At 47.2% G+C, this 20,362-nt stretch carries 19 protein-coding genes; 3 read left to right on the top strand and 16 right to left on the bottom strand.

The annotated features are described in order from the left end of the window. Positions 1 to 232 precede the first annotated feature (232 nt). The 5 genes from C161_RS30670 to C161_RS30650 form a co-directional block, all read right to left on the bottom strand. Positions 233 to 433, bottom strand: coding sequence for a hypothetical protein (locus C161_RS30670; RefSeq protein WP_036674915.1), 201 nt, complete (start codon positions 431 to 433; stop codon positions 233 to 235). Continuing rightward, positions 430 to 1,983, bottom strand: coding sequence for an alpha-L-rhamnosidase-related protein (locus C161_RS30665; RefSeq protein ID WP_036674914.1), 1,554 nt, complete (start codon positions 1,981 to 1,983; stop codon positions 430 to 432). The genes C161_RS30670 and C161_RS30665 overlap by 4 nt, the downstream gene beginning before the upstream one ends. Positions 1,984 to 1,996: 13 nt before the next feature. Further along, positions 1,997 to 2,833 (bottom strand): carbohydrate ABC transporter permease, encoded by an 837-nt coding sequence (locus C161_RS30660; protein WP_036674912.1) that lies wholly within the window; start codon positions 2,831 to 2,833, stop codon positions 1,997 to 1,999. Further along, positions 2,830 to 3,708: a carbohydrate ABC transporter permease gene (locus C161_RS30655; protein WP_036614579.1), complete on the bottom strand. Its 879-nt coding sequence runs from the start codon at positions 3,706 to 3,708 to the stop codon at positions 2,830 to 2,832. The genes C161_RS30660 and C161_RS30655 overlap by 4 nt, the downstream gene beginning before the upstream one ends. A gap of 84 nt (positions 3,709 to 3,792) precedes the next feature. Further along, positions 3,793 to 5,124: an ABC transporter substrate-binding protein gene (locus tag C161_RS30650; protein WP_036674910.1), complete on the bottom strand. Its 1,332-nt coding sequence runs from the start codon at positions 5,122 to 5,124 to the stop codon at positions 3,793 to 3,795. A 131-nt stretch (positions 5,125 to 5,255) separates the two neighbouring features. On the opposite strand from C161_RS30650, the gene C161_RS30645 reads away from it, so the two are divergent. Then, positions 5,256 to 7,064 (top strand): sensor histidine kinase, encoded by a 1,809-nt coding sequence (locus C161_RS30645; RefSeq protein ID WP_036674909.1) that lies wholly within the window; start codon positions 5,256 to 5,258, stop codon positions 7,062 to 7,064. Between the two features lie 7 nt (positions 7,065 to 7,071). Next, a complete protein-coding gene (locus C161_RS30640) occupies positions 7,072 to 8,652 on the top strand; it encodes a response regulator transcription factor (RefSeq protein WP_036674908.1) in 1,581 nt (526 codons plus the stop codon). Positions 8,653 to 9,010: 358 nt separating this feature from the next. Here C161_RS30640 and C161_RS30635 read toward each other — a convergent pair whose 3' ends face one another. From C161_RS30635 to C161_RS33265, 5 genes are all read right to left on the bottom strand, one after another. Next, on the bottom strand, positions 9,011 to 9,298 hold the full coding sequence (locus tag C161_RS30635) for a stage VI sporulation protein F (RefSeq protein WP_036614589.1): 288 nt from the start codon (positions 9,296 to 9,298) through the stop codon (positions 9,011 to 9,013). Between the two features lie 115 nt (positions 9,299 to 9,413). After that, on the bottom strand, positions 9,414 to 11,459 hold the full coding sequence (recG, locus tag C161_RS30630; RefSeq protein ID WP_036674906.1) for an ATP-dependent DNA helicase RecG: 2,046 nt from the start codon (positions 11,457 to 11,459) through the stop codon (positions 9,414 to 9,416). Between the two features lie 10 nt (positions 11,460 to 11,469). After that, positions 11,470 to 12,333: a DegV family protein gene (locus C161_RS30625; protein ID WP_036674905.1), complete on the bottom strand. Its 864-nt coding sequence runs from the start codon at positions 12,331 to 12,333 to the stop codon at positions 11,470 to 11,472. A gap of 76 nt (positions 12,334 to 12,409) precedes the next feature. After that, positions 12,410 to 14,218: a DAK2 domain-containing protein gene (locus tag C161_RS30620; RefSeq protein WP_036674903.1), complete on the bottom strand. Its 1,809-nt coding sequence runs from the start codon at positions 14,216 to 14,218 to the stop codon at positions 12,410 to 12,412. A 62-nt stretch (positions 14,219 to 14,280) separates the two neighbouring features. Beyond that, entirely contained in the window at positions 14,281 to 14,454 is a 174-nt protein-coding gene (locus tag C161_RS33265) for a hypothetical protein (protein WP_155985128.1), read from the bottom strand. Between the two features lie 402 nt (positions 14,455 to 14,856). On the opposite strand from C161_RS33265, the gene rpmB reads away from it, so the two are divergent. Then, positions 14,857 to 15,045, top strand: a complete 189-nt coding sequence (rpmB, locus tag C161_RS30615; RefSeq protein ID WP_017687459.1) for a 50S ribosomal protein L28 — start codon at positions 14,857 to 14,859, stop codon at positions 15,043 to 15,045. A 194-nt stretch (positions 15,046 to 15,239) separates the two neighbouring features. Here rpmB and spoVM read toward each other — a convergent pair whose 3' ends face one another. The 6 genes from spoVM to C161_RS30585 all read right to left on the bottom strand — a co-directional run bounded on the left by spoVM (position 15,240) and on the right by C161_RS30585 (position 20,357). Beyond that, a complete protein-coding gene (gene spoVM / locus C161_RS30610; RefSeq protein WP_017687458.1) occupies positions 15,240 to 15,320 on the bottom strand; it encodes a stage V sporulation protein SpoVM in 81 nt (26 codons plus the stop codon). Positions 15,321 to 15,487: 167 nt separating this feature from the next. Further along, on the bottom strand, positions 15,488 to 15,739 hold the full coding sequence (locus C161_RS30605) for a hypothetical protein (RefSeq protein ID WP_036674901.1): 252 nt from the start codon (positions 15,737 to 15,739) through the stop codon (positions 15,488 to 15,490). Between the two features lie 3 nt (positions 15,740 to 15,742). After that, the gene (gene rpe, locus C161_RS30600; protein WP_017687456.1) at positions 15,743 to 16,402 is read right to left on the bottom strand and encodes a ribulose-phosphate 3-epimerase; all 660 of its coding nucleotides are present in this window, start codon (positions 16,400 to 16,402) and stop codon (positions 15,743 to 15,745) included. A 1-nt stretch (position 16,403) separates the two neighbouring features. Further along, positions 16,404 to 17,312, bottom strand: a complete 909-nt coding sequence (gene rsgA, locus C161_RS30595; RefSeq protein WP_017687455.1) for a ribosome small subunit-dependent GTPase A — start codon at positions 17,310 to 17,312, stop codon at positions 16,404 to 16,406. A gap of 61 nt (positions 17,313 to 17,373) precedes the next feature. Next, positions 17,374 to 19,584 (bottom strand): Stk1 family PASTA domain-containing Ser/Thr kinase, encoded by a 2,211-nt coding sequence (gene pknB / locus C161_RS30590; RefSeq protein ID WP_036674900.1) that lies wholly within the window; start codon positions 19,582 to 19,584, stop codon positions 17,374 to 17,376. Further along, positions 19,581 to 20,357 (bottom strand): Stp1/IreP family PP2C-type Ser/Thr phosphatase, encoded by a 777-nt coding sequence (locus C161_RS30585; protein WP_017687453.1) that lies wholly within the window; start codon positions 20,355 to 20,357, stop codon positions 19,581 to 19,583. The genes pknB and C161_RS30585 overlap by 4 nt, the downstream gene beginning before the upstream one ends. Between the last annotated feature and the right edge of the window lie 5 nt (positions 20,358 to 20,362).

The following is a 20,362-nucleotide window of genomic DNA, read 5'->3' as shown; positions in this document are numbered from 1 at the left end:
ACAGTTTACCGCTCCCCCCGGAGGAAAGCAAAGTCCATCCTGTGAAAATACATCAACTATATTGCACCAAGCACACCATAATTCGTCCCTTAACTTCTATGGAAATGTCCGACTCCAGAAAAACCTATGTTATAATTAGTTGTCATGTTATTCCAATTATTCCCGATCGCTCATCGGCGATTGTCCTGCAAATAATCTTAAGCATCTCAACTCTGGCACTCATCGTTCAAGTCTACAACCTTAAAGGAAACCCATATAACTTTAATTTAATATTCGTATTTATCGCTTCATTAATAGCCACTCGTTCTTTTAACGGTACGAACAAAAACAGATAAATAAAAACAATAGGCATGGCTGGCTCTAAGTTTAATCCTGAAACTAATCCAAAAAGGCCAACCAGACGTACCTGGTTGACCTCAAGTCCAAAATTCATGAAAAATTTCGCCTGATAAAATAACTTGGTGTGCAGCTCCAAGCATGGCAATAACTGTTGACCAAATTGCTGTAATAAGGAGAATACGTTTTGTCGTCCGGGTCGTAGAGCTCCCAGAAAGTGTCCGCTCCATCCTTCAGCATACCGCCCCAATACCTTCGGATCTGCTCCAGTGCCTTCTCCTCTTCCCCGCACATAAGCAATGCATCAACATAATGATGAACCATGTACGGCGTGGTCATGCCAATAGCTTCTCCGTTACTCGTTAACCGATCAAGTAATTGCCGGGCCGTCGGAGCATCCATGATCTCAGCCAGAACCATCCATACTTGCGATGCCCAGGATACCTGTCTTTTTTCACCACTGACGAAAAACCCCTGATCACCATCCCACAGATATGTGAGGGCTGCTCGCTCAGCGTCTTTGATGTATGTGTTAATCCATTCCTCATACTCCGGCAGCCCTAGTTCTTTGGCAATCGATCTGCCCCTTTTCATACTATAGATGAGCACTGCCTGGGCACCGGCCTGTTTATTTAATTCTTCATGCCAGTCTAGAAAACAATACCACGTATCGTCATCCCTTACGATGCCCCGCTCATCAAGTCGTTTAAGCCCAATCTCAATCTGTTCTCTAGCCACCGGCCAAAGTTCTTCCAACGTTTCCCTGTCCTTGGTAGCTTCAAAATAGTCCCATAATGTCGCAATAAAGAACAACGCATAGTCATATAGGTAAATGTCGTCTACGTACGGTTCCGGTTGTTCGTACAAACAGGCTCCTACCTGGCCTCCCTCTAATCTCGTTCCGGCAAAGAGATAGAGACAGCGCTTGACGAGATCATTACAGCCGAATGTTTCATAATTGATGAGGGCCTGAAGGCGAAGATCTCCGATCCATAAACGTCGATCGCGCTTCGGTCCATCTTCGAATACCATCTGCATGCAATCCCGGAGTGTCTTCACGGATACGCGATCTATTTCCAGCAGCTCCGTGTCGATACCTTCAGGCAATCGAGGTACTGCCCCTATGTCTGCTGAGGTCACCGTCATGCAATATATATCGTTAATTCGAATATCGTAACGGATCGACGTTTCTACCACCTCGATTTTCAGATACCGAAAGGCATACCGACGGTCCAGTGTTAACGTGCCAGGTAACACGTCCACATTCACAATCTCATCTTGAAGCCATGAACGACTAAGCCAACCCGAATATTCTGCAAAATCCTCACCGACCTCACAGGGCATTTCTCCAAATGTGAGCTTCAACCTGAGAGGTGCATCTGCATTGCTGCGTTCGTTAAGGAGCGACAAGGTCAGATAACCGACGAGATGCTCCCCGAAATCCAGCGTAACACTGTCTCCCTTGCACAGCACTTGATCTGATAAGTGTTCTGCTAAGCCGAGTGGTTCGATACGCCATCCCTGAAAAGCTGACGCATCCGGAACTGCGCTCACGATATGTTCCGGATAGACCTTTTGCTGGCTAAGCTCCGGCATCAGACCCTGCGCTTTTTCCAACCAGGCTGTGTTTATCACTTTTTCACTCATTGCAGTGTCCTCCTTATCCTTTGACCGCCCCAACGGTCATACCACCGATAAAATATTTTTGCAGGAACAGAAACGCCAGCAGCAACGGTAGCGCGCACAGAAAGCATGCTGCAAACAGGACATTCCACTGCGTGGGATTTTGCTGATCGCCCAAAAATCCGAGCATGGCCAGCGGTAACGGTGAATCTCCTGCGCTGGAAATAAAGATCATATTGAAGAAATAATCGTTCCAGATCCAGACACCTTGCGTAATAATGACCGAAACCGTTACCGGAATGAGTAAGGGGAACACGACGGTCCAGAACCGTTGGAATAATCCCGCCCCGTCGATGTGCGCCGCTTCTTCTACCTCCTCAGGCACACCGCTTCGAATGAAACCCGTGTACAGGAAAGTTGAAAACGGCAGACTGCACGTAATGAACATGAAAATAGGCGTATATTGATTCGTTGGGATATGCAGCGCATTAATCATTTGCACGATCGGTATCAATACCATTTGCGCAGGTACCACGAGTCCGGACAAAAAAAACAAATACATGAACTTACTTAGCTTTGTCTTCAAGCGGGCCATCGGGTAGGACGCCATCGCCGCAAACAGGACAACGAACACGACCGATACCCCGGTTAACACCACGCTGTTCCATAGCGCTTCCGGAAAGTGCATCCGGTCGAAGGCAGCCTTGTAACTTGCAAAGGACATCTCCCGGAACAGGACCAGCGGATTTGTGTTGTTGCCTGGATCTCGGAGTGATGTCGAAAAGGCAATAATTAACGGAATCAGGTTTAACGCCATCACCAACAACACAACGACCTGAACGGATCCTTTCCCCAAAACTTTACGAAGCGTCATGCCGACACCTCCCGTTTGTTCATTTTCAGGACAAAAACAGCGGTAATGACGATAATCACGGCAAAGGAAATAACGCCAAGAGCCGAAGCTTTACCAAAGAGCTGTTCGGTGAATGCCATCTTGTAGATGGTATAAATCAGCGTGTTGGTAGCCGTGCCGGGACCGCCATTCGTCATGATAAACGGGAAGTCGAACGCTTTGAGTCCATTGATCAAACTTAACGTCACATTGATTGTAATCGCTGTTGCCAGTAATGGAATCTTCACATGTCGCAGCAATCTCCATGAGCCGCAGCCATCAATCCGTCCGGCTTCCAAAAGATCACTCGGAACAGTCTGTAGTCCTGCAAGGAAGATAATCATTGTCGTTCCGATCGTCTTCCAGATTTCCACGAAGATAATAGAATACAGTGCGGTCGAGTAATCACCCAGGAAATTCAGTTCATTTGCGATACCCAGTTTATCGAGAAAGGAAGAAATCAGCCCGTAATCCGGCATATAGACGTAACTCCACAAAAATCCGACGACGATCGCACTGAACAATGTGGGAATATACGCCAGGGAACGGTAAATCCCGGTTCCTCTTATTTTCATGTTTAACAGCAATGCCATTGCCAAACCGATGATATTGCCAGCTATGACGGTGACGAATGTATAGATCAGTGTATTTTTTAAAGAAATGCCTAGGATGTCGCTCCGGAACAATTCCTTATAGTTGTCGAAACCGATATAGTTATAGGCTTGGGCGTACCCGTTATAGTCCGTTATACTGTACTGGAACAACCGCAGGATCGGGAAGATCCAGAAGGTCAGGTAGAAGATCAATGCCGGCAAAGCAAACCAGTACATGGACTTTTTCATTACAGTAGAGCTCATCCTGCTCCATCCTTTCCAAGGGGCCTGCGGCAAGGGAAGAAGGACAATCATTCTCCCCTTTACAGCAGACAGCATCGTTTTGTTCTAGTTTTTCCACAGCTCTCTAAACTTGGTTTCCATGGCGTTTGCCACATCTTCTGGTGTTGTTTTCTGTCCAGCAATAATCTCGGCAAACTTTGCCTGCATGACGTCCGATACTCCGGCTGGCCACATCTGGTTGCTGAAGTAGACGGAATTACCAGTTTGTTGATAGTTGTCATTCACTTCCTTAAACAATTCGTTTTCAAGTTCTACGTCCTTATAGACGCTGATGGAACTGTTGGCTTCCACAAATGCTTTGAACAGATCGGATTCACCATCAAACAGGTAGTTCAGTACTTCCTTGGCTGCATCCAGGTTTGCCGATTTGGCGTTCAAAGCGTATCCGGCAGATGTTGCAGCAGATACAAACACCGGCTGTTCCGGCTCGTTACCTGGCAATGAAGCGAATCCGCGAGTAAATTCGGCAGCACCTTTGGACGTCATGGAGGCATAATCCCATGTTCCCGTAAAGGTCATGGCTGCTTTCCCGTCGATAAACAACTGTGCAGATTGGGCACTGCCAATACCAAGCGAGTTTTTAACGACGTAGTTGTTATCATAGAGCTCTTTGTATTTGGATATGGTTTGAACCCACTTGGGATCAGTCAGCGATTTTTCGCCGTTCTGGAGTTTTACATCAAAATCCAGCTCATTCGGATACACGACATTGGCTGCAATCGGATACATACCGAATTGGATCATCCAAGGGTCCTTGTCTCCCATCGCAATTGGCGTTACGCCCGCTGCCTGCAACTTTTGACACAAATCCAGAAACGAAGGCCAATCCTTCGGAAACTCGGAATATCCCGCTTGTTGTAACAACTCCTTATTGTAGTAAACGCCCAAGAAGTCCAGTCCTTCGGCCACGCCGTAAGGTTTACCCTCATAGGACATATCTTCCTTCGCTCCTTGGCTGATGTTGTCCCAGAACTTCAGATCTGACAGATCCGCAGCGAAGCCTGCCTTTGCAAAATCAATGACACCGCCAGCCGCATTTTTCGGGAAAATCCAGAAAATGTCCGGTCCCTGTCCAGCCGCAAGCTTGGTTCGAACAGATGTATTGTATTGATCATCAGGCAACTTTTGTACTTCCAAGTTAATGTTCGGGAACTTCTCTTTGACTAGGCGCGGCAAGGTCTCCAGCTCGAAATCCTCTCCCTCGGATGCCTTGTTTCCCGAAAGCATCATCGTCAACGTAATTGGCTTTCCTGACTCATCTGTACTCCCGTTATTGGTATCCGTACCGCCCCCCTCCTCGCTACTGGAGCTGCAAGCGCTCAGAAACATCAAGAGCAGTACCAAAGTTAGGGACCACAGTCGTTTTCTTTTTTTCATCTTGTCATTCCCCCAATTCATGTTTATTCTTGCTTTGTGCACATTCTCATCATACGGTGGGCAAAAGTGCATTTGCTTTGGCTCGTATGGTGCACTATTTTTAGAATTGACAAATGGCGGGAGGAGCACGTATGATTCTGTTCAACATCAAAACTAAACTTTTTCTGGTCCTCGTCCTCGTATCAATCGTGCCAATTATCGTTGTGTCTGTCAGTTCCTATCGCAGTTACACGAAGCTGGTGAGTGAGCAGACCTCTCTCGTGACGTCGACAACCATAGGCAATTCGGTCAAGAGCATGGAGGAAATTTTGCAGAACATCGACCGGATCTCCGTCACACTCCTTCAGCAGTCTTCCAATGCAACCGCTTACAGCACTGTGAGTGATGAACTAATCAAGTTGAACGGTACCAACGATCAATATGACATTTTCATGATCCGCAGCAAATTGAAATTGATCTTTGAAAACATTCTGCTTGGTTACAATTACATCAATGGTTTGTACCTTTTCACACCTGATGGCAAATGGATAAGCTATGGCAGCAGCGGTACAGACCTACGCCTCGATTATGTAGCACTTCGGGATGAGTGGTATCTGGATACGATCCAGCGAAAAGGCGATTTGTATATTGGTGAAGTAGGCGTCAAACCTTACATCATTAACGCCAAGGAATCCATTGGCTTCTCCAGAGCCCTCTACGATCCCAACAACAACGAGTTCCTAGGCGTGTTTATGCTGGATTGCAGTATGAACATTTTTGACGGTCTAAAACGTAATCCGGCACCAAGCTTGTCCAATCTATATCTGGCGAACGACGCTGGCGAGATCCTGTACTCCAGCGACGGAAGTAGAGTTGGCACTCCTCTCTCCGATACTCTGGCTGCGGCAACGCATCAAGTCGGAAACAGTTCACAGTACAAATCAATCCAAGATAACATGATGACGGTAATCCAGAAAGTTCCCGGCCGCAATTGGAACGTGATTGCCAACATCTCTATGGATCGGCTGTATGAGGAGTACAACATCTCACAAAAGTTGCTGTTATACGTGGCCGTAAGCTGTGCCGTCATTTTCCTTCTACTTTCCTTTTTCTTGTCCAACCTGATCACCAAACCCATCATCGAATTGACCAAACTGATGCGCAAAACCAAATCTCATCGTTTTGTGACCATCAAGCCTCAAGTAACGAGGCAAGTCGATGAAATAGGAATCCTTTACCATGAGTTCAACAAAATGATGAAAGATATCGATACGCATATCCGAGAAAGTTACCAGAATAAAATCCTCATGCTGGACTCCCAGATGAAGGCATTGGAAGCACAGATCAACTCCCATTTCCTCTACAATACGCTGGAGTCGATTAATAGCATTGCCGAGATCGAAGAAGTTGAGAGTATTGTGGTGATGACCAAGTCACTCGGGGACATGTTCCGCTACAGCATCAAAACGGACAGCGAGCTGGTTGCGGTTAGCGAAGAACTTCAGCATGTAGAAAACTACATGGCCATCCAGCAGATTCGGTATGGTGACAAGTTCGCGTTCAACCTTAATGTAGACCCGGAAATTCGGAGTCGTCGCATGCTGAAACTTCTGTTGCAACCACTCGTGGAAAATGCCATCTATCACGGGTTGGAGAACAAACGTGGGAAGGGTTCCGTTACCATTACCGGGTTGTTTCAGGGGGACAGCATCGTGTTCGAGATCTGGGACGATGGCGTGGGCATGTCCTTAACACAAGCGGAGGAACTTCGACAATTGCTCCAGCAGCCACCTGAATTCGTCGCCGTTGGTCAAAGGCATAAACAAAGCATCGGCATCAAAAACGTGCATTCACGAATTGCTTTGTATTACGGAGAGGGTTACGGCCTTTCGTTTCATACCGATTTGAATACAGGAACTCGAATTACACTCGAAATTCCGGCCAATTGGGAAAAGAGGTGACCTAGAGATGTACACGTATATCGTTGTGGACGATGAACCCTTGATCCGCAAAGGTTTGTTGAAAAAAATCGGGACTTTTGAGCACTCGCTTGAACTCTTAGGCGAAGCAGATAACGGGGCAGATGCCTTGGCTTTGATTGAATCGTTCAAGCCGGACATTATCTTTACGGACATGCGCATGCCTGAGGTCGACGGCAAGCTGTTGATCAGGACAGTATGCCAGCAATATCCGCGTATCAAGTTAATTGTCATTAGCGGACATACCGATTTTGATTATATGCAGGAGGCCATCTCTGCGAAAGTTGTAAATTACCTGCTGAAGCCTTTTAGCCGGGATGAGATCCACGGTACGCTTCACCAAGCCATCCAAGCCATCGAACAGGAGCGCTCTCTTCAGCGGGAAGTCGTTCTAAGAGAAGTAGAAACGGAGCAGATGAAAAGGGATGCAGACATGCAAGCCTTCCTGAATTATGTGCTGGCTCCCCATTCATCCATCAAAACACCTGTGTTCCGCTCTGCGGAATTTGCCGCCATCATGGCATCTGACCAGTTCATTTTATTGACGATTTATGGTCCTCAACCGCTTACAGCACAGCAACTACCTACCTTTTCGAATGGCCTGTACATTCCTCATCCACAAACGGATCAGGTACTGTTTTTCCTGATGCATGATCTGGATTGCTCAGGCCAGCTTGATTTGCAGAAAATGGCGGAACAAACTGCGAGTATCATTTTGACCAAATCCGAAACTACGGATTGTTGTGTGGGGATCAGCTTGCCTCATACAGGCATTGGTGGGGTCCGAGAAGCTCATCATCAAACGATCCTTGCGTTGGACGAACGAGCCATTACCGATTTTGGCAAATGTTACGTATTTTCACGGGAGCAATTTCCTTTACATCAACTGAAGTGGGCTCGAACATATGAACTGTTATTTTTTATAGAGAGCGGGAATGTGCCGAAGGTGGAAGAGCTCATCACCGATTTCTTTGCTTTCTACATACGCCAGCCTGACGCTTTGCTTGCCCACCTGAAAGAGCAGTGCAGAGACATTATCACGGAAACCAAACGGCTGCTGAGTAACTATATCCAGAACGGAGGTAACAGTAGCGCCTCTTCCAGCTTGGAGGCCGTCCTGAACGTCTCGTTCGATATGGAGTGCATTAGGCATTACATGGTAAAGGTGCTGACGGGAACAGCTCTTCTGCTTAAAGAAGACAACCCCTACGCATCAGATCAAGTGATCGACAACGTCAGGACATATATCGATAATCACTATACCAAGGATTTAACGCTGGAATGGGTATCGTCCCTGTTCTACCTGAACCCGAGTTACCTCAGTCATTTATTTAAAGAAAAGACATCCGAGAACTTCACTGATTACGTAAACAGACTACGGATCAGGCAAGCCAAGCAGCTCTTAACGAGCACAGACGATAAAATCTATCGGGTTGCCAAACAGCTGGGTTACGACAATCCAAAATATTTTTTTCGGGTGTTTAAAAAATTGACCGGTTGGACTCCAGAGGAATACCGAAAGCAACACAAATCCTTCACCGCAAACAACAAGGAACCAGGCCATGTATGATGGCCCAGTTCCTTGTTTTCGTTGTTCTGGTTCTTAGCTGACAGTCTTCTCCCTGGCACCATACCGTTCAAAAAGGGGTGTTCCATTACGTCATCTGCATGACTAATGAAACACCCCTTCCTAAATTACCACACAACTTGAATGTAATTTGGGTTTTGTAAAATAAATCAATTTACACAACAACGGAAAGGACAGAAATAACCTAAAGAAGCGAAGCGTGCGCCTTTATCACCGGATTTCACCCTTGGAAAGGGTCAATCAAAAAATCCGGGGATAACAGCGCTCGGAAGGTTATTCTGTCATCGTAGTGCCCTCGTGTAAACGAATGTTTTACCCCACCCAACATTACATAGAATCCCTACCTAAACATCCCCCACAGCTTAATCAAATGAAACGTATTGTTCGGATCAATCTTCTGTGCAAGCACAAAAGCAACAAACTGCTCCTCCTGCGCCGGAGAGAAATTCTCATTCATAATGACTGCCGAAGACTTGACCAACCTTCTGACCTTGGCCTTATCTTGCAGATCAGACTTGGTCACGCCATCAATCAACTTTTTGATACGCTCTTTGACAGCGGGATTTTTCATCTTTAATTTGATCCGCTCCACCAGCTGCGGACTAATTCCATATTGTTGATAACCCAAAACGTATAGCACCTCCCAAAAGAATGAACTCACTTCTTATTCATATGTCGGGAGGGCTTGTACACTTGTCTTTTTTTACAAAGGTAATACGAAAAACCAGCTATCAAGGCAAGCTTTAGTCAATCAGATCACCCTTGAATACTTGCTGTTGCTGTAGGAAATCACGCAGAGGTGCATAGTCCATAGAGGTCCAGAAGGTCGCATCCTCAATTAAATGGGTCACGTCATCTCTGGCCTGTTCCAGCACAGCAAAATCGGCAACCATATCGGCAAGACGGAACTCGGGTAGTCCGCTCTGTTTGGTACCAAAGAAATCACCCGGACCCCGGAGATCGAGGTCACGCCGGGATACCTCGAATCCATCCTCCGTTTCCGTCATGACCTTCATACGTTCCTGTCCAACCTCCGTCTTGGGATCAGCAATGAGTACACAATAGGAAGCATGCGCACCACGACCGACCCGACCACGAAGCTGATGCAGCTGGGAGAGACCGAAACGGTCCGCGTCCATAATGACCATCAACGTGGCATTTGGCACATCGACCCCAACCTCGACAACGGTGGTGGAGACAAGCAACTGAATATCATTGCTATAGAAGTCCCGCATCATCTCTTCTTTCTCCGCAGCCGTCATCCGTCCATGCAGCAGACCTACACGATATTTCGGAAAGTTCTGCTGCATCTGCACATGCAGATCAATGGCATTCTGCACATCCAGCTTCTCCGACTCTTCAATGAGCGGACAGATCAGATAAGCCTGACGTCCCTGATCCACTTCTCTCGAGATAAAACCGAGCACCCGCTCCATCATATCGTGTTTGACCCAATACGTGGAGATTGGAATCCGTCCCTTCGGACGTTCCGAGATCGTGGATACTTCAATATCACCAAAAGCTGTAATGGCCAGTGTCCGCGGAATAGGCGTTGCCGTCATCGTTAACACATCCGGGTTATATCCTTTGCGTCGTAAAACGCTGCGCTGATTCACCCCGAAGCGATGCTGCTCGTCCGTCACCACAAGACCCAGATCACGGAAGAAAACATCTTCCTGAATCAGGGCGTGTGTACCCACCACAATATCAATCATGCCCATTTGCAATGAGGCGATCAGATCTTTACGTTTGCGTCCATTTACACTGCCCGTTAACAGCCCTACGGTTACCCCAAACGGTTCAAACAGCTTTTGCAGTGAGCGCATATGCTGCTCCGCCAGAATCTCCGTAGGCACCATCAGAGCCCCTTGGAAACCAGATCGAACAGTCGTGTATAGCGCAATTGCCGCAATAACCGTTTTACCCGATCCGACATCACCCTGTAATAACCGATTCATTGCATAGGGCGAACGCATATCATGCAGAATTTCAAGCTCCACCTTTTTCTGAGCATCTGTCAGTTCAAAAGGTAAACTGCGTACAAACTCACGAATCGTCGTATTGTCCGTGGTATGCACTACACCATCCATGCGATTCCGGTTGAGCGCGCGATACGCCTGCATTTTCAACTGGAACAAAAACAGCTCTTCATACACCATCCGGTGTCTGGCCTGTTGACCTTCCCGGTTGTCCTGTGGACGATGAATTCCCGAAATCGCTTGTTTACGAGGCATCAAGCTGTATTTCTTCATCAACGATTGGGGCAGAATTTCAGGAATCATATCTCCGAATTGAATTAATCCCTGATTGATCGTTTTCCGCATCCATTGTTGTGTCAGTTTGCCGGTTACCGAATATACAGGTTGCAGTGTACCTGAACGCCCATCGCCTTTATCGGGGAACTCCGAGTCAGTCACGGTCATCTGCATGCGTTTTTGTTCCCATTTTCCCGTAATCACAATCTCCCGATTGGGGGTTAGTTGTTCTTTGAGGAAATGGCGATTGAACCAGGTGGCTGTAATCATCCACTCTTCCGTCATGATCTTACAGGTAAGACGGGACTTTTTACCGTATCGTTGTAATACAGGAATACCCATTACCTGTCCCTGGACCGTAATCTTGTCCCCATCCTTCACTTCACTAAGTGAACGCAGACGATAATCCTCGTAACGGAACGGATAATATTCAAGCAGGTCTTTAACAGTAGAGATGCCAAAGGCGTGAAGCTCTCCCTCTTTGAGAGCACTCACGCCGTTAATTTGCTTAACTGATATTTCTTCCAATTTCATGTCTAATCCCTCATTCCGGAACAGGCCACATAAAGATCGCAATGACACCAGGTCCAACATGACTGCCTATTACGGCTCCAATATTGGTATAGATCACTTCATTCAGTGTAAAATGACCCCGTAGCTGCTCTGCACAAGCGATCGCTGATCCCGGGTCAGCGGTATGACCTACCGCCAGGTTCACCCGTTTGCCTGCAAGATCCTTCTGAAACAGCTCAATAATGCGTGCCATTGCTTTTTTATGACCTCTGACTTTCTCAACTGCGTAGATAACGCCTTCTTCATCAATAGACAGGATCGGCTTAATGTTAAGCAACGTTCCCAAGATGGCTGAAGCTTTGCCAATCCGACCGCCCTTTTGCAGATACTCCAAAGTATCTACAAGAAAGAACAACTTGCGAGATTGTTGCATCCCTTCAATAGCCGCAGCGATTTCGACTGCTGACTTGCCCTGTTCGGCAAGTTCAGCAGCCTGTACCACCATTAGACCGTATCCATAAGATGCTGACTTCGAATCCAGCACGGTGATGTCACCCTCAGTCTCAAGCAAAGACTTGCCAAGCATGGCCGATTGATAGGTACCACTCATGCCGGATGACAGGTGGATCGATACAATCGGGCGTTCCGGGTTCTCATCAAGAAGTGATTGGTACACATCCATGAAATCGGTTGGAGATGGCTGTGAAGTTGTAGGCAACACAGATACCTTCTTCAACTTTTCGTAGAACTGTTCCGAAGTCAGATCAACGCCATCTGCATAGGTCTCTTCACCGAACAGAACACGTAGCGGAACAATATGAATCCCGTATTTGCGAATGAGTTCTTCGGGAATATCTGCCGTACTGTCTGTTACTATCGTAACCTTGTGGCTCATGACTCTCCTCCTCTTCGCTAGAGTGCTATAAGTACATGTTCAAAAAGTCAACTAGAGACTTTTTGAACAACCTTTATTAGGACTCTACGGAGAACAAATAATAATACACAGGCTGTCCTCCAAGATGTACCTCTACCTCAGCATCAGGATACTGTACTTCAAGCCATGCAGCGAGGGCAGCAGTAACCTCAGGGTCAGCTTCTTCCCCTTCAAGGATCGTCACCACTTCATCTCCACTCTCCATCATCTGTTTGAGCAGACCTTCACATGCTTGAAGCATGGTTTCATCCGTCGCTACAATTTTGGAGTTATGAATACCGATATAGTGCCCCGCCTTAATATCTAATTCATCATATTGCGTATCACGAACCGCATGAGTCACTTGACCGGACTGTACCCGGCTGATGGCCTCCAACATTTGGTCACGGTTTGTTTCCGCAGACTCATCTTCTTGGAAAGCAAAAGCAGCAGCCATTCCCTGTGGAATGGTCTTGCTTGGAATAACCGTAATCCGGCGCTCATCTTCAAGCAATTCACGAGCCTGCTCGGCAGCCAGTACAATATTCGAGTTATTCGGGAGTATAAATACCTGCTCCGCAGCAATGGAACGAACGGCTTTTACAAAATCCTCAGTACTCGGATTCATCGTCTGTCCACCGGACAGAACAACATCAACACCAAGACTTTGGAAAATCTCTGCAATACCGTCACCGGAGGATACCGCAATAAAACCATACGGTGCCATCTCATCTGCAGGAAGCACAGCCTCTTCCATACTGCGCGCTGCCTCAGGTGGAATCTCTGCAAACAATTCAGGTGATGGAGCAATGTCCATGCCTGCTGTCAGGAGATCCCGATGCTGTTCACGCATATTGAGAATATGAATCTGTGTAATCTCACCATAATGCAGCGCCAAGTTTAATACATCGCCTGGTGTCTTGGAATGGACATGAACTTTGATGACTTCATCATCGGCAATGATGATGATCGAATCCCCATTAACTGACAACGCTTTCCGGAATGCTTCGTCATCAAATGCCACTCCTGCGTTCTCTCCAAGCTCACGATTAATGAAGAATTCCATATCATACAGGAATTCAATATCTTCCGTTTCCAGTCTCGCCTGAGCAGACAATGGCATCTCCGGTGCAATCACCTGCTGTGCAGGCTTCTTGATATCCACTGCTGTCGGTGCAGCCGGTTTCAAAGCAGATGCTGCCACGGATGGGGTTACTTCTTTGTTCAGTGAAGTACGACTCCCTCCGTCACTTTGCAGCAATACTTCCATAAAGCCCTCGTAGATATATACAAGCCCCTGACCACCTGAATCCACAACACCAACCTGTTTCAGTACAGGCAGTAATTCCGGAGTCATTGCCAGTGCTTCTTTTGCTTTTAACAAAACTTCATTCATTAATTCAGTAATATCATTCGTCCGTCTTGCGTAGTAGTTGGCATGTTTCGCCGCTTCCTTGGCTACGGTAAGAATGGTCCCTTCAACGGGCTTTACGACTGCTTTGTAAGCTGCGTCAACACCGTTCTGCAGGGCTGCTGCAAATTGGAGCGTATTCAGTTCCTCATAGGGAGCAGCTGAACGACTAAAACCACGGAACAATTGCGACAGAATAACTCCTGAATTCCCCCGTGCGCCCATAAGCAGGCCTTTCGATAGAATACCGGCAGCTTCGCCGATGGAGGCAGAACTTTTTCTTTTAATCTCTGCGACTCCTGCACTCATTGTCAAATTCATGTTCGTTCCCGTGTCACCATCCGGCACAGGGAAAACATTCAGGGAATTGACGTGCTCTGCATGCTGTCCAAGTTGTTCCGCTCCGGCAAGTACCATTGCGGTGAAATCTGTTCCATTTAAAGAACGTATACTCAAGTGAGAATTCCCCTTCCTAGCTTGATACACGAACACCTTGCACCAAGATGTGTCTGGTCTGTTCATGCGCTAACGCGGACTGCGTTATTCTTCGTCCATACCTTGTCCGGCACAGGCATACAATACAACATGTCAGCCGGATTAACGGTCTGGGCGGCCGGGCTACCAATATCCTGCACTCTCTGCACCCCTAACTTCGGGGCATACGGATATGCACCGGTATCAAGAGCCGGCATGAATGCCGCATGGAGACTGGTGCCAATGATGGAATGCCGCAGCTCACAGCGTTGCCAAAAAAGCAGACCACCGACCTCTAAGTACGGTTTATTCTCCGACTTCCTCGCGGCAACAGCCTGTTCACCACTGTATTATGGACTACTCAACATTGTACTATATTAGACAGGAGAAATAAATAAAGTTTTTGGATCAGTTGACGAAGCTTTTTTAATTATGATATTATATTCAAGTATTGTTTTATGCAGGTTAAGTAATGGAAATGATCCGGTTCATGCCGGCTTAAACAACGCCATTAGCTACTGAAACCTGATCTTTATGATCAGGAAGAACAATTTAGTCCTTATGGAATGACTTTTCGTTTCTGAAGGCAACTGGTTATTTTAGGATAGGAGGTGTAATCTATGTCTCGCAAATGTTATGTGACAGGTAAGAAACCGGGCACCGGTAACCACGTATCCCACGCTAACAACCGTAACCGTCGTACTTGGGGCGTAAACGTTCAGAAGGTCCGCATTCTCGTTGACGGCAAACCAAAACGTGTATACGTAAGCACCCGTGCACTGAAAGCCGGTAAAGTGACTCGCGTATAATCACGCAAAGCTACTATAAATCGGGTAAGCAAAAAGCACCTTGTTCCTTGCAGGTGCTTTTTTGGTATTCAAAAAAGGGATTCTTGAATACGCTCATTAACATGTGAATGGCCGCCGCATGGCGCTTCGCAGGTACGAATTCCAGATAAGCCTGAGCCAAAGCGGCGGTATTCCCTGTTACCTTATCAATCGGATCAGTGCTTTTGAAACGTATTAAGAATCGCCTTTACAAACCCTCCCAAAAACTTCGGCAGTTTGAATGTGTAAAATTTCATAATTCACCCTCCCCATCATGCTCATGCGTCCGCCGTATCCTATGCTTCAGGCCTTCTTTACCTCAAACACGACAAAAAAGGCTACATGAGAAACCTGCTCATGTAACCATATTTATGCGGAACCTTCGATCCCTATTCCACAATGACAAGCCCGAAGATCAGGTCATTTACGTTTGGACAGGAATATATTGATAGGCAGCGATCATGAAAACACTCAGTAAATAATACAGTATGCCGAAAATGACAAAAGTAACCCGATGTCCCGTACGATCAAATTTGCGGAAATACATAATAACAACGCCTACCCCGATTAATGACGTGATGGCATTAAACGGGGATTGAATAACCGCAAACAAAGCAAGCACAAGTCCCGTCACGAGACTCGCAGCCATCGTCCACAGTGTCTCCTTGAGGTTCATAGATCAGCCTCCGTAGCTACGGCGTATTTCAGTAATCGCGGCAGCACGATCCTCACGGCCAAATACGGCACTCCCGGCAACGAGCACATCTGCTCCAGCTTCCACCACAAGCGGGGCTGTATCGGCAGCAATTCCGCCATCTACTTCGATATGTACATCATGGCGTCCCTTTTCGTTTAACCAAGTACGAATCTGCTTGATTTTGTTCATCGTACCCGAGATGAATGCCTGTCCGCCAAAGCCAGGATTGACCGTCATGACAAGAACCATGTCCACATCATCCAGAACTTCGAGAATGGCAGACGCTGGCGTTCCCGGATTAAGGGCAACTCCTGCCTTCACTCCTTGCTCCTTAATTAAATGAATAACGCGGTGCAAATGCACACAAGCCTCAGCATGAACGGTAATTACCGCTGCACCCGCTTTGGCAAATTCCTCAACATAACGCTCCGGATTCTCAATCATCAAATGCACATCGAGCGGCAAGCTTGTATGTGGAGCGATTGCCTTCACAATCGCAGGTCCAAGCGTAATATTAGGGACGAAATGACCGTCCATAACGTCAACATGAATCCAGTCTCCTCCTGCAGCTTGAGCTTCTGCAACTTCCGCACCAAGGCGGGCAAAATCAGCTGATAATATCGATGGGGCAATTTTAATCATGTTAATACCTCCGCTTCTTATCTTTCATTTCGGTCAGGAACAGCACATAGTGCTGATATCGGCTTTCGGAGATCAGACCTTCTTCCTTGGCCGCAAGCACACGACAGCCTGGTTCATGTGTATGGGTACAACCTCGGAATTTGCACTGATCTGCAAACTGGGCGAATTCCCGGAAACAAGTGGAGAGTTCCTCCACACCGATCTCCAGAAAGTCCAGTTGGCTGAATCCCGGCGTATCCGCAACAAATCCACCATTATCCAACGGAATAAGCTCCACGTGCCTGGTGGTGTGTTTCCCTCGTCCTAGACGCATGCTGATCGCATTTGTCTCCAGCGTCAGGCCCGGCATCAATGCATTTAACATCGAAGACTTGCCTACACCGGATTGTCCGGAGAATACGCTGATCTTACCAGCCAGACGGTCTCTGAGCAATTCACTGCCTTCACCGGTACGTGAACTTGTGGAGATCACTTCATAACCAACCTGCTCATACAATGCTTTCACTTCAGCAACAGTGTCTTTGGCTGGATCAGCCAAATCCAGTTTGGTCAACACAATGAGTGCATCCAGCCCCGCCTGCTCGATGTGAACAAGGAACTTGTCCAACAGGTTCAGGTTCATATCCGGTTCCTTCACAGAGAACACGAGAACAGCCAAACTTACATTGGCTACAGGAGGACGGATAAGTTCCGTCTCACGCTTCCGAATTTCATCAACCGTTCCTTCTCCGTTCTCAGTCAACATGTAGCTGACGCGATCACCTACAAGCGGTGATGTTCCCCGCTTTCTGAAGATACCTCTGGCTCGACATTGAACGGCGGAACCTTCAACCGAAGGAACCCCGTTGTCTTCCACTGGCATGACATAATAGTAACCGCTTAGCGCTTTAACGATGATACCTTCTGGCATAGCTCCGACGCCCTCCTTTAGATGGTGGTACATTTACTCCAGACGCCAGCATAAGCCGCCCTTATGGACGGCTTGATGCGTTAATGACTTCCTTTTTCTTCTCTTTTTCCTTGCCGTGCCCCTTACCATTATTCATGGCAGAAGTGTCCTCATCTACGCTTTCACCCTCACCGTCTGCCGGTGTGGACTCAGGTTCACCTTCCTGATTGGAATCAACGCTTCCCTCATCAACGCTACCTTCACCTGGATCAGGCTCATTTTCTGGCGGCGTCTCAGTGCTTTGTTCCGGGTCAATGGAAGGTACGTTAACTGTTCCGTTTTTGGCTTCACTGTAGGAGACAAGATACGTATCCAGGAACTGTCCATCACGATAGACGGACACAGCCCCATTTTCATTTGGAGCGAGTACAAGTGGAATGGTCAAGATCTGGGTTGAGTTCACGGTGCGAGTTCCCCATTCCTGATTCTTGCCACGTGCATCTTCATATGTGATACGGATTTTACTGTTTTTGCCCTCTTCTTTGGGTGATACATTGATATCAAAAGGATATTGCAGCGCTTCAGGTGGATACCCCGTGCTGATAAAGATCGTAATCTTATCGCCAGGACTCACATCTGCGCCCGCTTCCACAGGCCATTGCTGCGTCACTTTGCCCTTTTCTACCGTATAACTTTGTTCTTCCTGTACCTGAGCAAGCTCAAGTCCAGCAGATTTAAGTTTTTCCTCGGCTTCACTGCGGGTAAGATTTTTCAGATCAGGCATTTTGACCGTTTCAGTGCCTTTACTTACGGTTAACTCAATCTGAACTGTCTCTGGATCAAATTCCTCATTGACACCCGGTGTCTGGGAAATAACAGAACCTGAAGCCACATCATTGGAGAACTCGTCTTTCCGCTGAATCTGATCTTCCTTAATGCCAAGCGCAGTCAACTTCTTGACAGCCTCATCATAAGTTACTTGTTTGACATCAATCATCTTTAAAAGTTCTTTTTCTGCACCAACACTGATCTGGACCTCGGAACCTTCTTTGACAACATCGCCTTCTTTTCTGCTCTGTTCATAGACGATACCGGGTTCGACACCTTCCTGATACAGACGGATGACCTCATCACTGACGACGAGTCCTTTCTCCTCAAGCATTTCCCGAGCTTTTTCTTCCGTCTGGGTGATCACGTTAGGCACGGTTACTTCAGGTACAACCAGCATACCCTTGACATACCATACAACGCCCACCATGGCGATTAGAATAAGAACGGTTAATGAGATGAGTAGAGCTGGCTTCTTCCAACTCTTCGATTTTGCCTTACCCTTGCCAGTTTCTTCGTTAGACTCCATCACTGGCACCGCACCCGTCGATGTAACTCCGCGCGGTTCAGGCTTGATGGCTGGCATAACGCGAGTCTGATCTATATCATCCTCATCCGGAAAATCAATCTTCGTTTCATTACGTCTCTCCGGCATCAGGCAAGTTTCCAGATCGGTCTGCATTTCTTTGGCCGACTGATAACGTTCCTGCGGATTTTTACGCATGGATTTTAAGATGACATTTTCTACACTTTGCGGAATCAATGGATTGAATTTGCGTGGTTCATCGAACTCTTCCTGCAAATGCTTCAATGCCACACTGATTGGACTTTCACCCAGAAACGGAAGTTGCCCGGTAAGCATCTGGTAAAGTACGATCCCAAGAGAATATAAGTCCGATTTTTCACCAGTAACGATGCCTTTGGCATGCTCCGGTGAGAAATAATGTACAGAACCAACTACAGAACCCGTCTGCGTAATCGTTGTAGATGTAACGGCACGGGCAATCCCGAAATCCGTTACTTTCACGCGGCCATTCCGGCCAATTAATATATTGTGGGGTTTGATATCCCGATGAATGATTTGATTATGATGTGCATGATCAAGAGCATCTGCAATCTGGGAAGCGATTCGCACCGATTCGTCCACCTGCAGAGGGGCACGTTCTTTAATAATTTCATTCAAGTTTTTGCCTTCCACGTACTCCATGACAATATAATGAACGTCATCTTCCTGCCCCACGTCATAAATGCTAACTACATTCGGATGAGACAGCGATGCTGCCGACTGTGCTTCCCTGCGGAAACGGCGAATAAACTCTTCGTCATGCACAAACTGTTGTCTAAGGACTTTGATCGCTACATTCCGGTTCAAGAGAAGATCCTGGGCTTTGTACACAAGAGCCATGCCGCCACCGCCGACACGCTCAATCACTTCATAGCGTCCCCCTAGTTGGTGCCCAATCATGACTCACACCCCGTTTCCGTATCCACGGAACCTTCCCTCTGCAACTCGAACAAAGCAAGCGTGATGTTGTCGTCTCCCCCAGCAAGTAAAGCCAACTGAAGCAGTCGGTCTGCACGATCTTCCAATGCCAGTTCCAGATTGCCGGCAACCTGAATAATCTGCTCATTGCTGACCAGGTTACTGAGACCATCACTGCACAGGAGAAGAACTTCGCCTTCCTCCAGCTTGACGGTATCCAGATCTACCTTCACCTCGGCATCTGTTCCAAGCGCACGAGTTAGTACGTTGCGACGTGGATGATGGGACACATCCTCTTTGCTAATCTGACCATTTTTGAACAATTCATTCACCAGTGTATGGTCCTCGGTTAGCTGGATCACAGCTTTGTTCGCAATTTTGTAGGCTCTGCTATCACCGATGTGTCCAATAACACCTTCCGTATCGTTCAATAAAGCCGCAACCACCGTTGTTCCCATGTTGTGATACTTGTCATCTGTTGATGCCGTGCGGAAGATAACTTCGTTGGCATGCAAAATAGCATCGCTGAGAGCCGCAGACAGAGACGCATGTGACAGACCTGGTTCCAGTGTTCCCAGATCTTTCACCAACGTCTCTACTGCCAAGCGGCTTGCCGTATCCCCTGCAAGATGTCCACCCATGCCATCGGCAACAATACCCAGAATATATCCTGTATCGAGATTACGAATCCAGGCTGAATCTTCATTCACCGAACGCACTCGTCCGATATGGCTCACATGAACTGTTTTGATCAAAACGT

The sequence above is a fragment of the Paenibacillus sp. FSL R5-192 genome (assembly GCF_000517845.1).
GTDB classification, from domain to species: Bacteria; Bacillota; Bacilli; order Paenibacillales; family Paenibacillaceae; genus Paenibacillus; species Paenibacillus amylolyticus.
Note: the sequence above shows the minus strand (reverse complement) of the source record. Positions and strands in the feature narration are given on the sequence as shown.

What these genes read in the sequence shown, in the direction of transcription:
- C161_RS30670 (WP_036674915.1), bottom strand. Translation starts at nt 433, where the DNA reads ATGAATTTTGGACTTGAGGTCAACCAGGTACGTCTGGTTGGCCTTTTT.
- C161_RS30665 (WP_036674914.1), bottom strand. Translation starts at nt 1,983, where the DNA reads ATGAGTGAAAAAGTGATAAACACAGCCTGGTTGGAAAAAGCGCAGGGT.
- C161_RS30660 (WP_036674912.1), bottom strand. Translation starts at nt 2,833, where the DNA reads ATGACGCTTCGTAAAGTTTTGGGGAAAGGATCCGTTCAGGTCGTTGTG.
- C161_RS30655 (WP_036614579.1), bottom strand. Translation starts at nt 3,708, where the DNA reads ATGAGCTCTACTGTAATGAAAAAGTCCATGTACTGGTTTGCTTTGCCG.
- C161_RS30650 (WP_036674910.1), bottom strand. Translation starts at nt 5,124, where the DNA reads ATGAAAAAAAGAAAACGACTGTGGTCCCTAACTTTGGTACTGCTCTTG.
- C161_RS30645 (WP_036674909.1), top strand. Translation starts at nt 5,256, where the DNA reads ATGATTCTGTTCAACATCAAAACTAAACTTTTTCTGGTCCTCGTCCTC.
- C161_RS30640 (WP_036674908.1), top strand. Translation starts at nt 7,072, where the DNA reads ATGTACACGTATATCGTTGTGGACGATGAACCCTTGATCCGCAAAGGT.
- recG (WP_036674906.1), bottom strand. Translation starts at nt 11,459, where the DNA reads ATGAAATTGGAAGAAATATCAGTTAAGCAAATTAACGGCGTGAGTGCT.
- C161_RS30625 (WP_036674905.1), bottom strand. Translation starts at nt 12,333, where the DNA reads ATGAGCCACAAGGTTACGATAGTAACAGACAGTACGGCAGATATTCCC.
- C161_RS33265 (WP_155985128.1), bottom strand. Translation starts at nt 14,454, where the DNA reads ATGCCGGCTCTTGATACCGGTGCATATCCGTATGCCCCGAAGTTAGGG.
- rpmB (WP_017687459.1), top strand. Translation starts at nt 14,857, where the DNA reads ATGTCTCGCAAATGTTATGTGACAGGTAAGAAACCGGGCACCGGTAAC.
- spoVM (WP_017687458.1), bottom strand. Translation starts at nt 15,320, where the DNA reads ATGAAATTTTACACATTCAAACTGCCGAAGTTTTTGGGAGGGTTTGTA.
- C161_RS30605 (WP_036674901.1), bottom strand. Translation starts at nt 15,739, where the DNA reads ATGAACCTCAAGGAGACACTGTGGACGATGGCTGCGAGTCTCGTGACG.
- rpe (WP_017687456.1), bottom strand. Translation starts at nt 16,402, where the DNA reads ATGATTAAAATTGCCCCATCGATATTATCAGCTGATTTTGCCCGCCTT.
- rsgA (WP_017687455.1), bottom strand. Translation starts at nt 17,312, where the DNA reads ATGCCAGAAGGTATCATCGTTAAAGCGCTAAGCGGTTACTATTATGTC.
- pknB (WP_036674900.1), bottom strand. Translation starts at nt 19,584, where the DNA reads ATGATTGGGCACCAACTAGGGGGACGCTATGAAGTGATTGAGCGTGTC.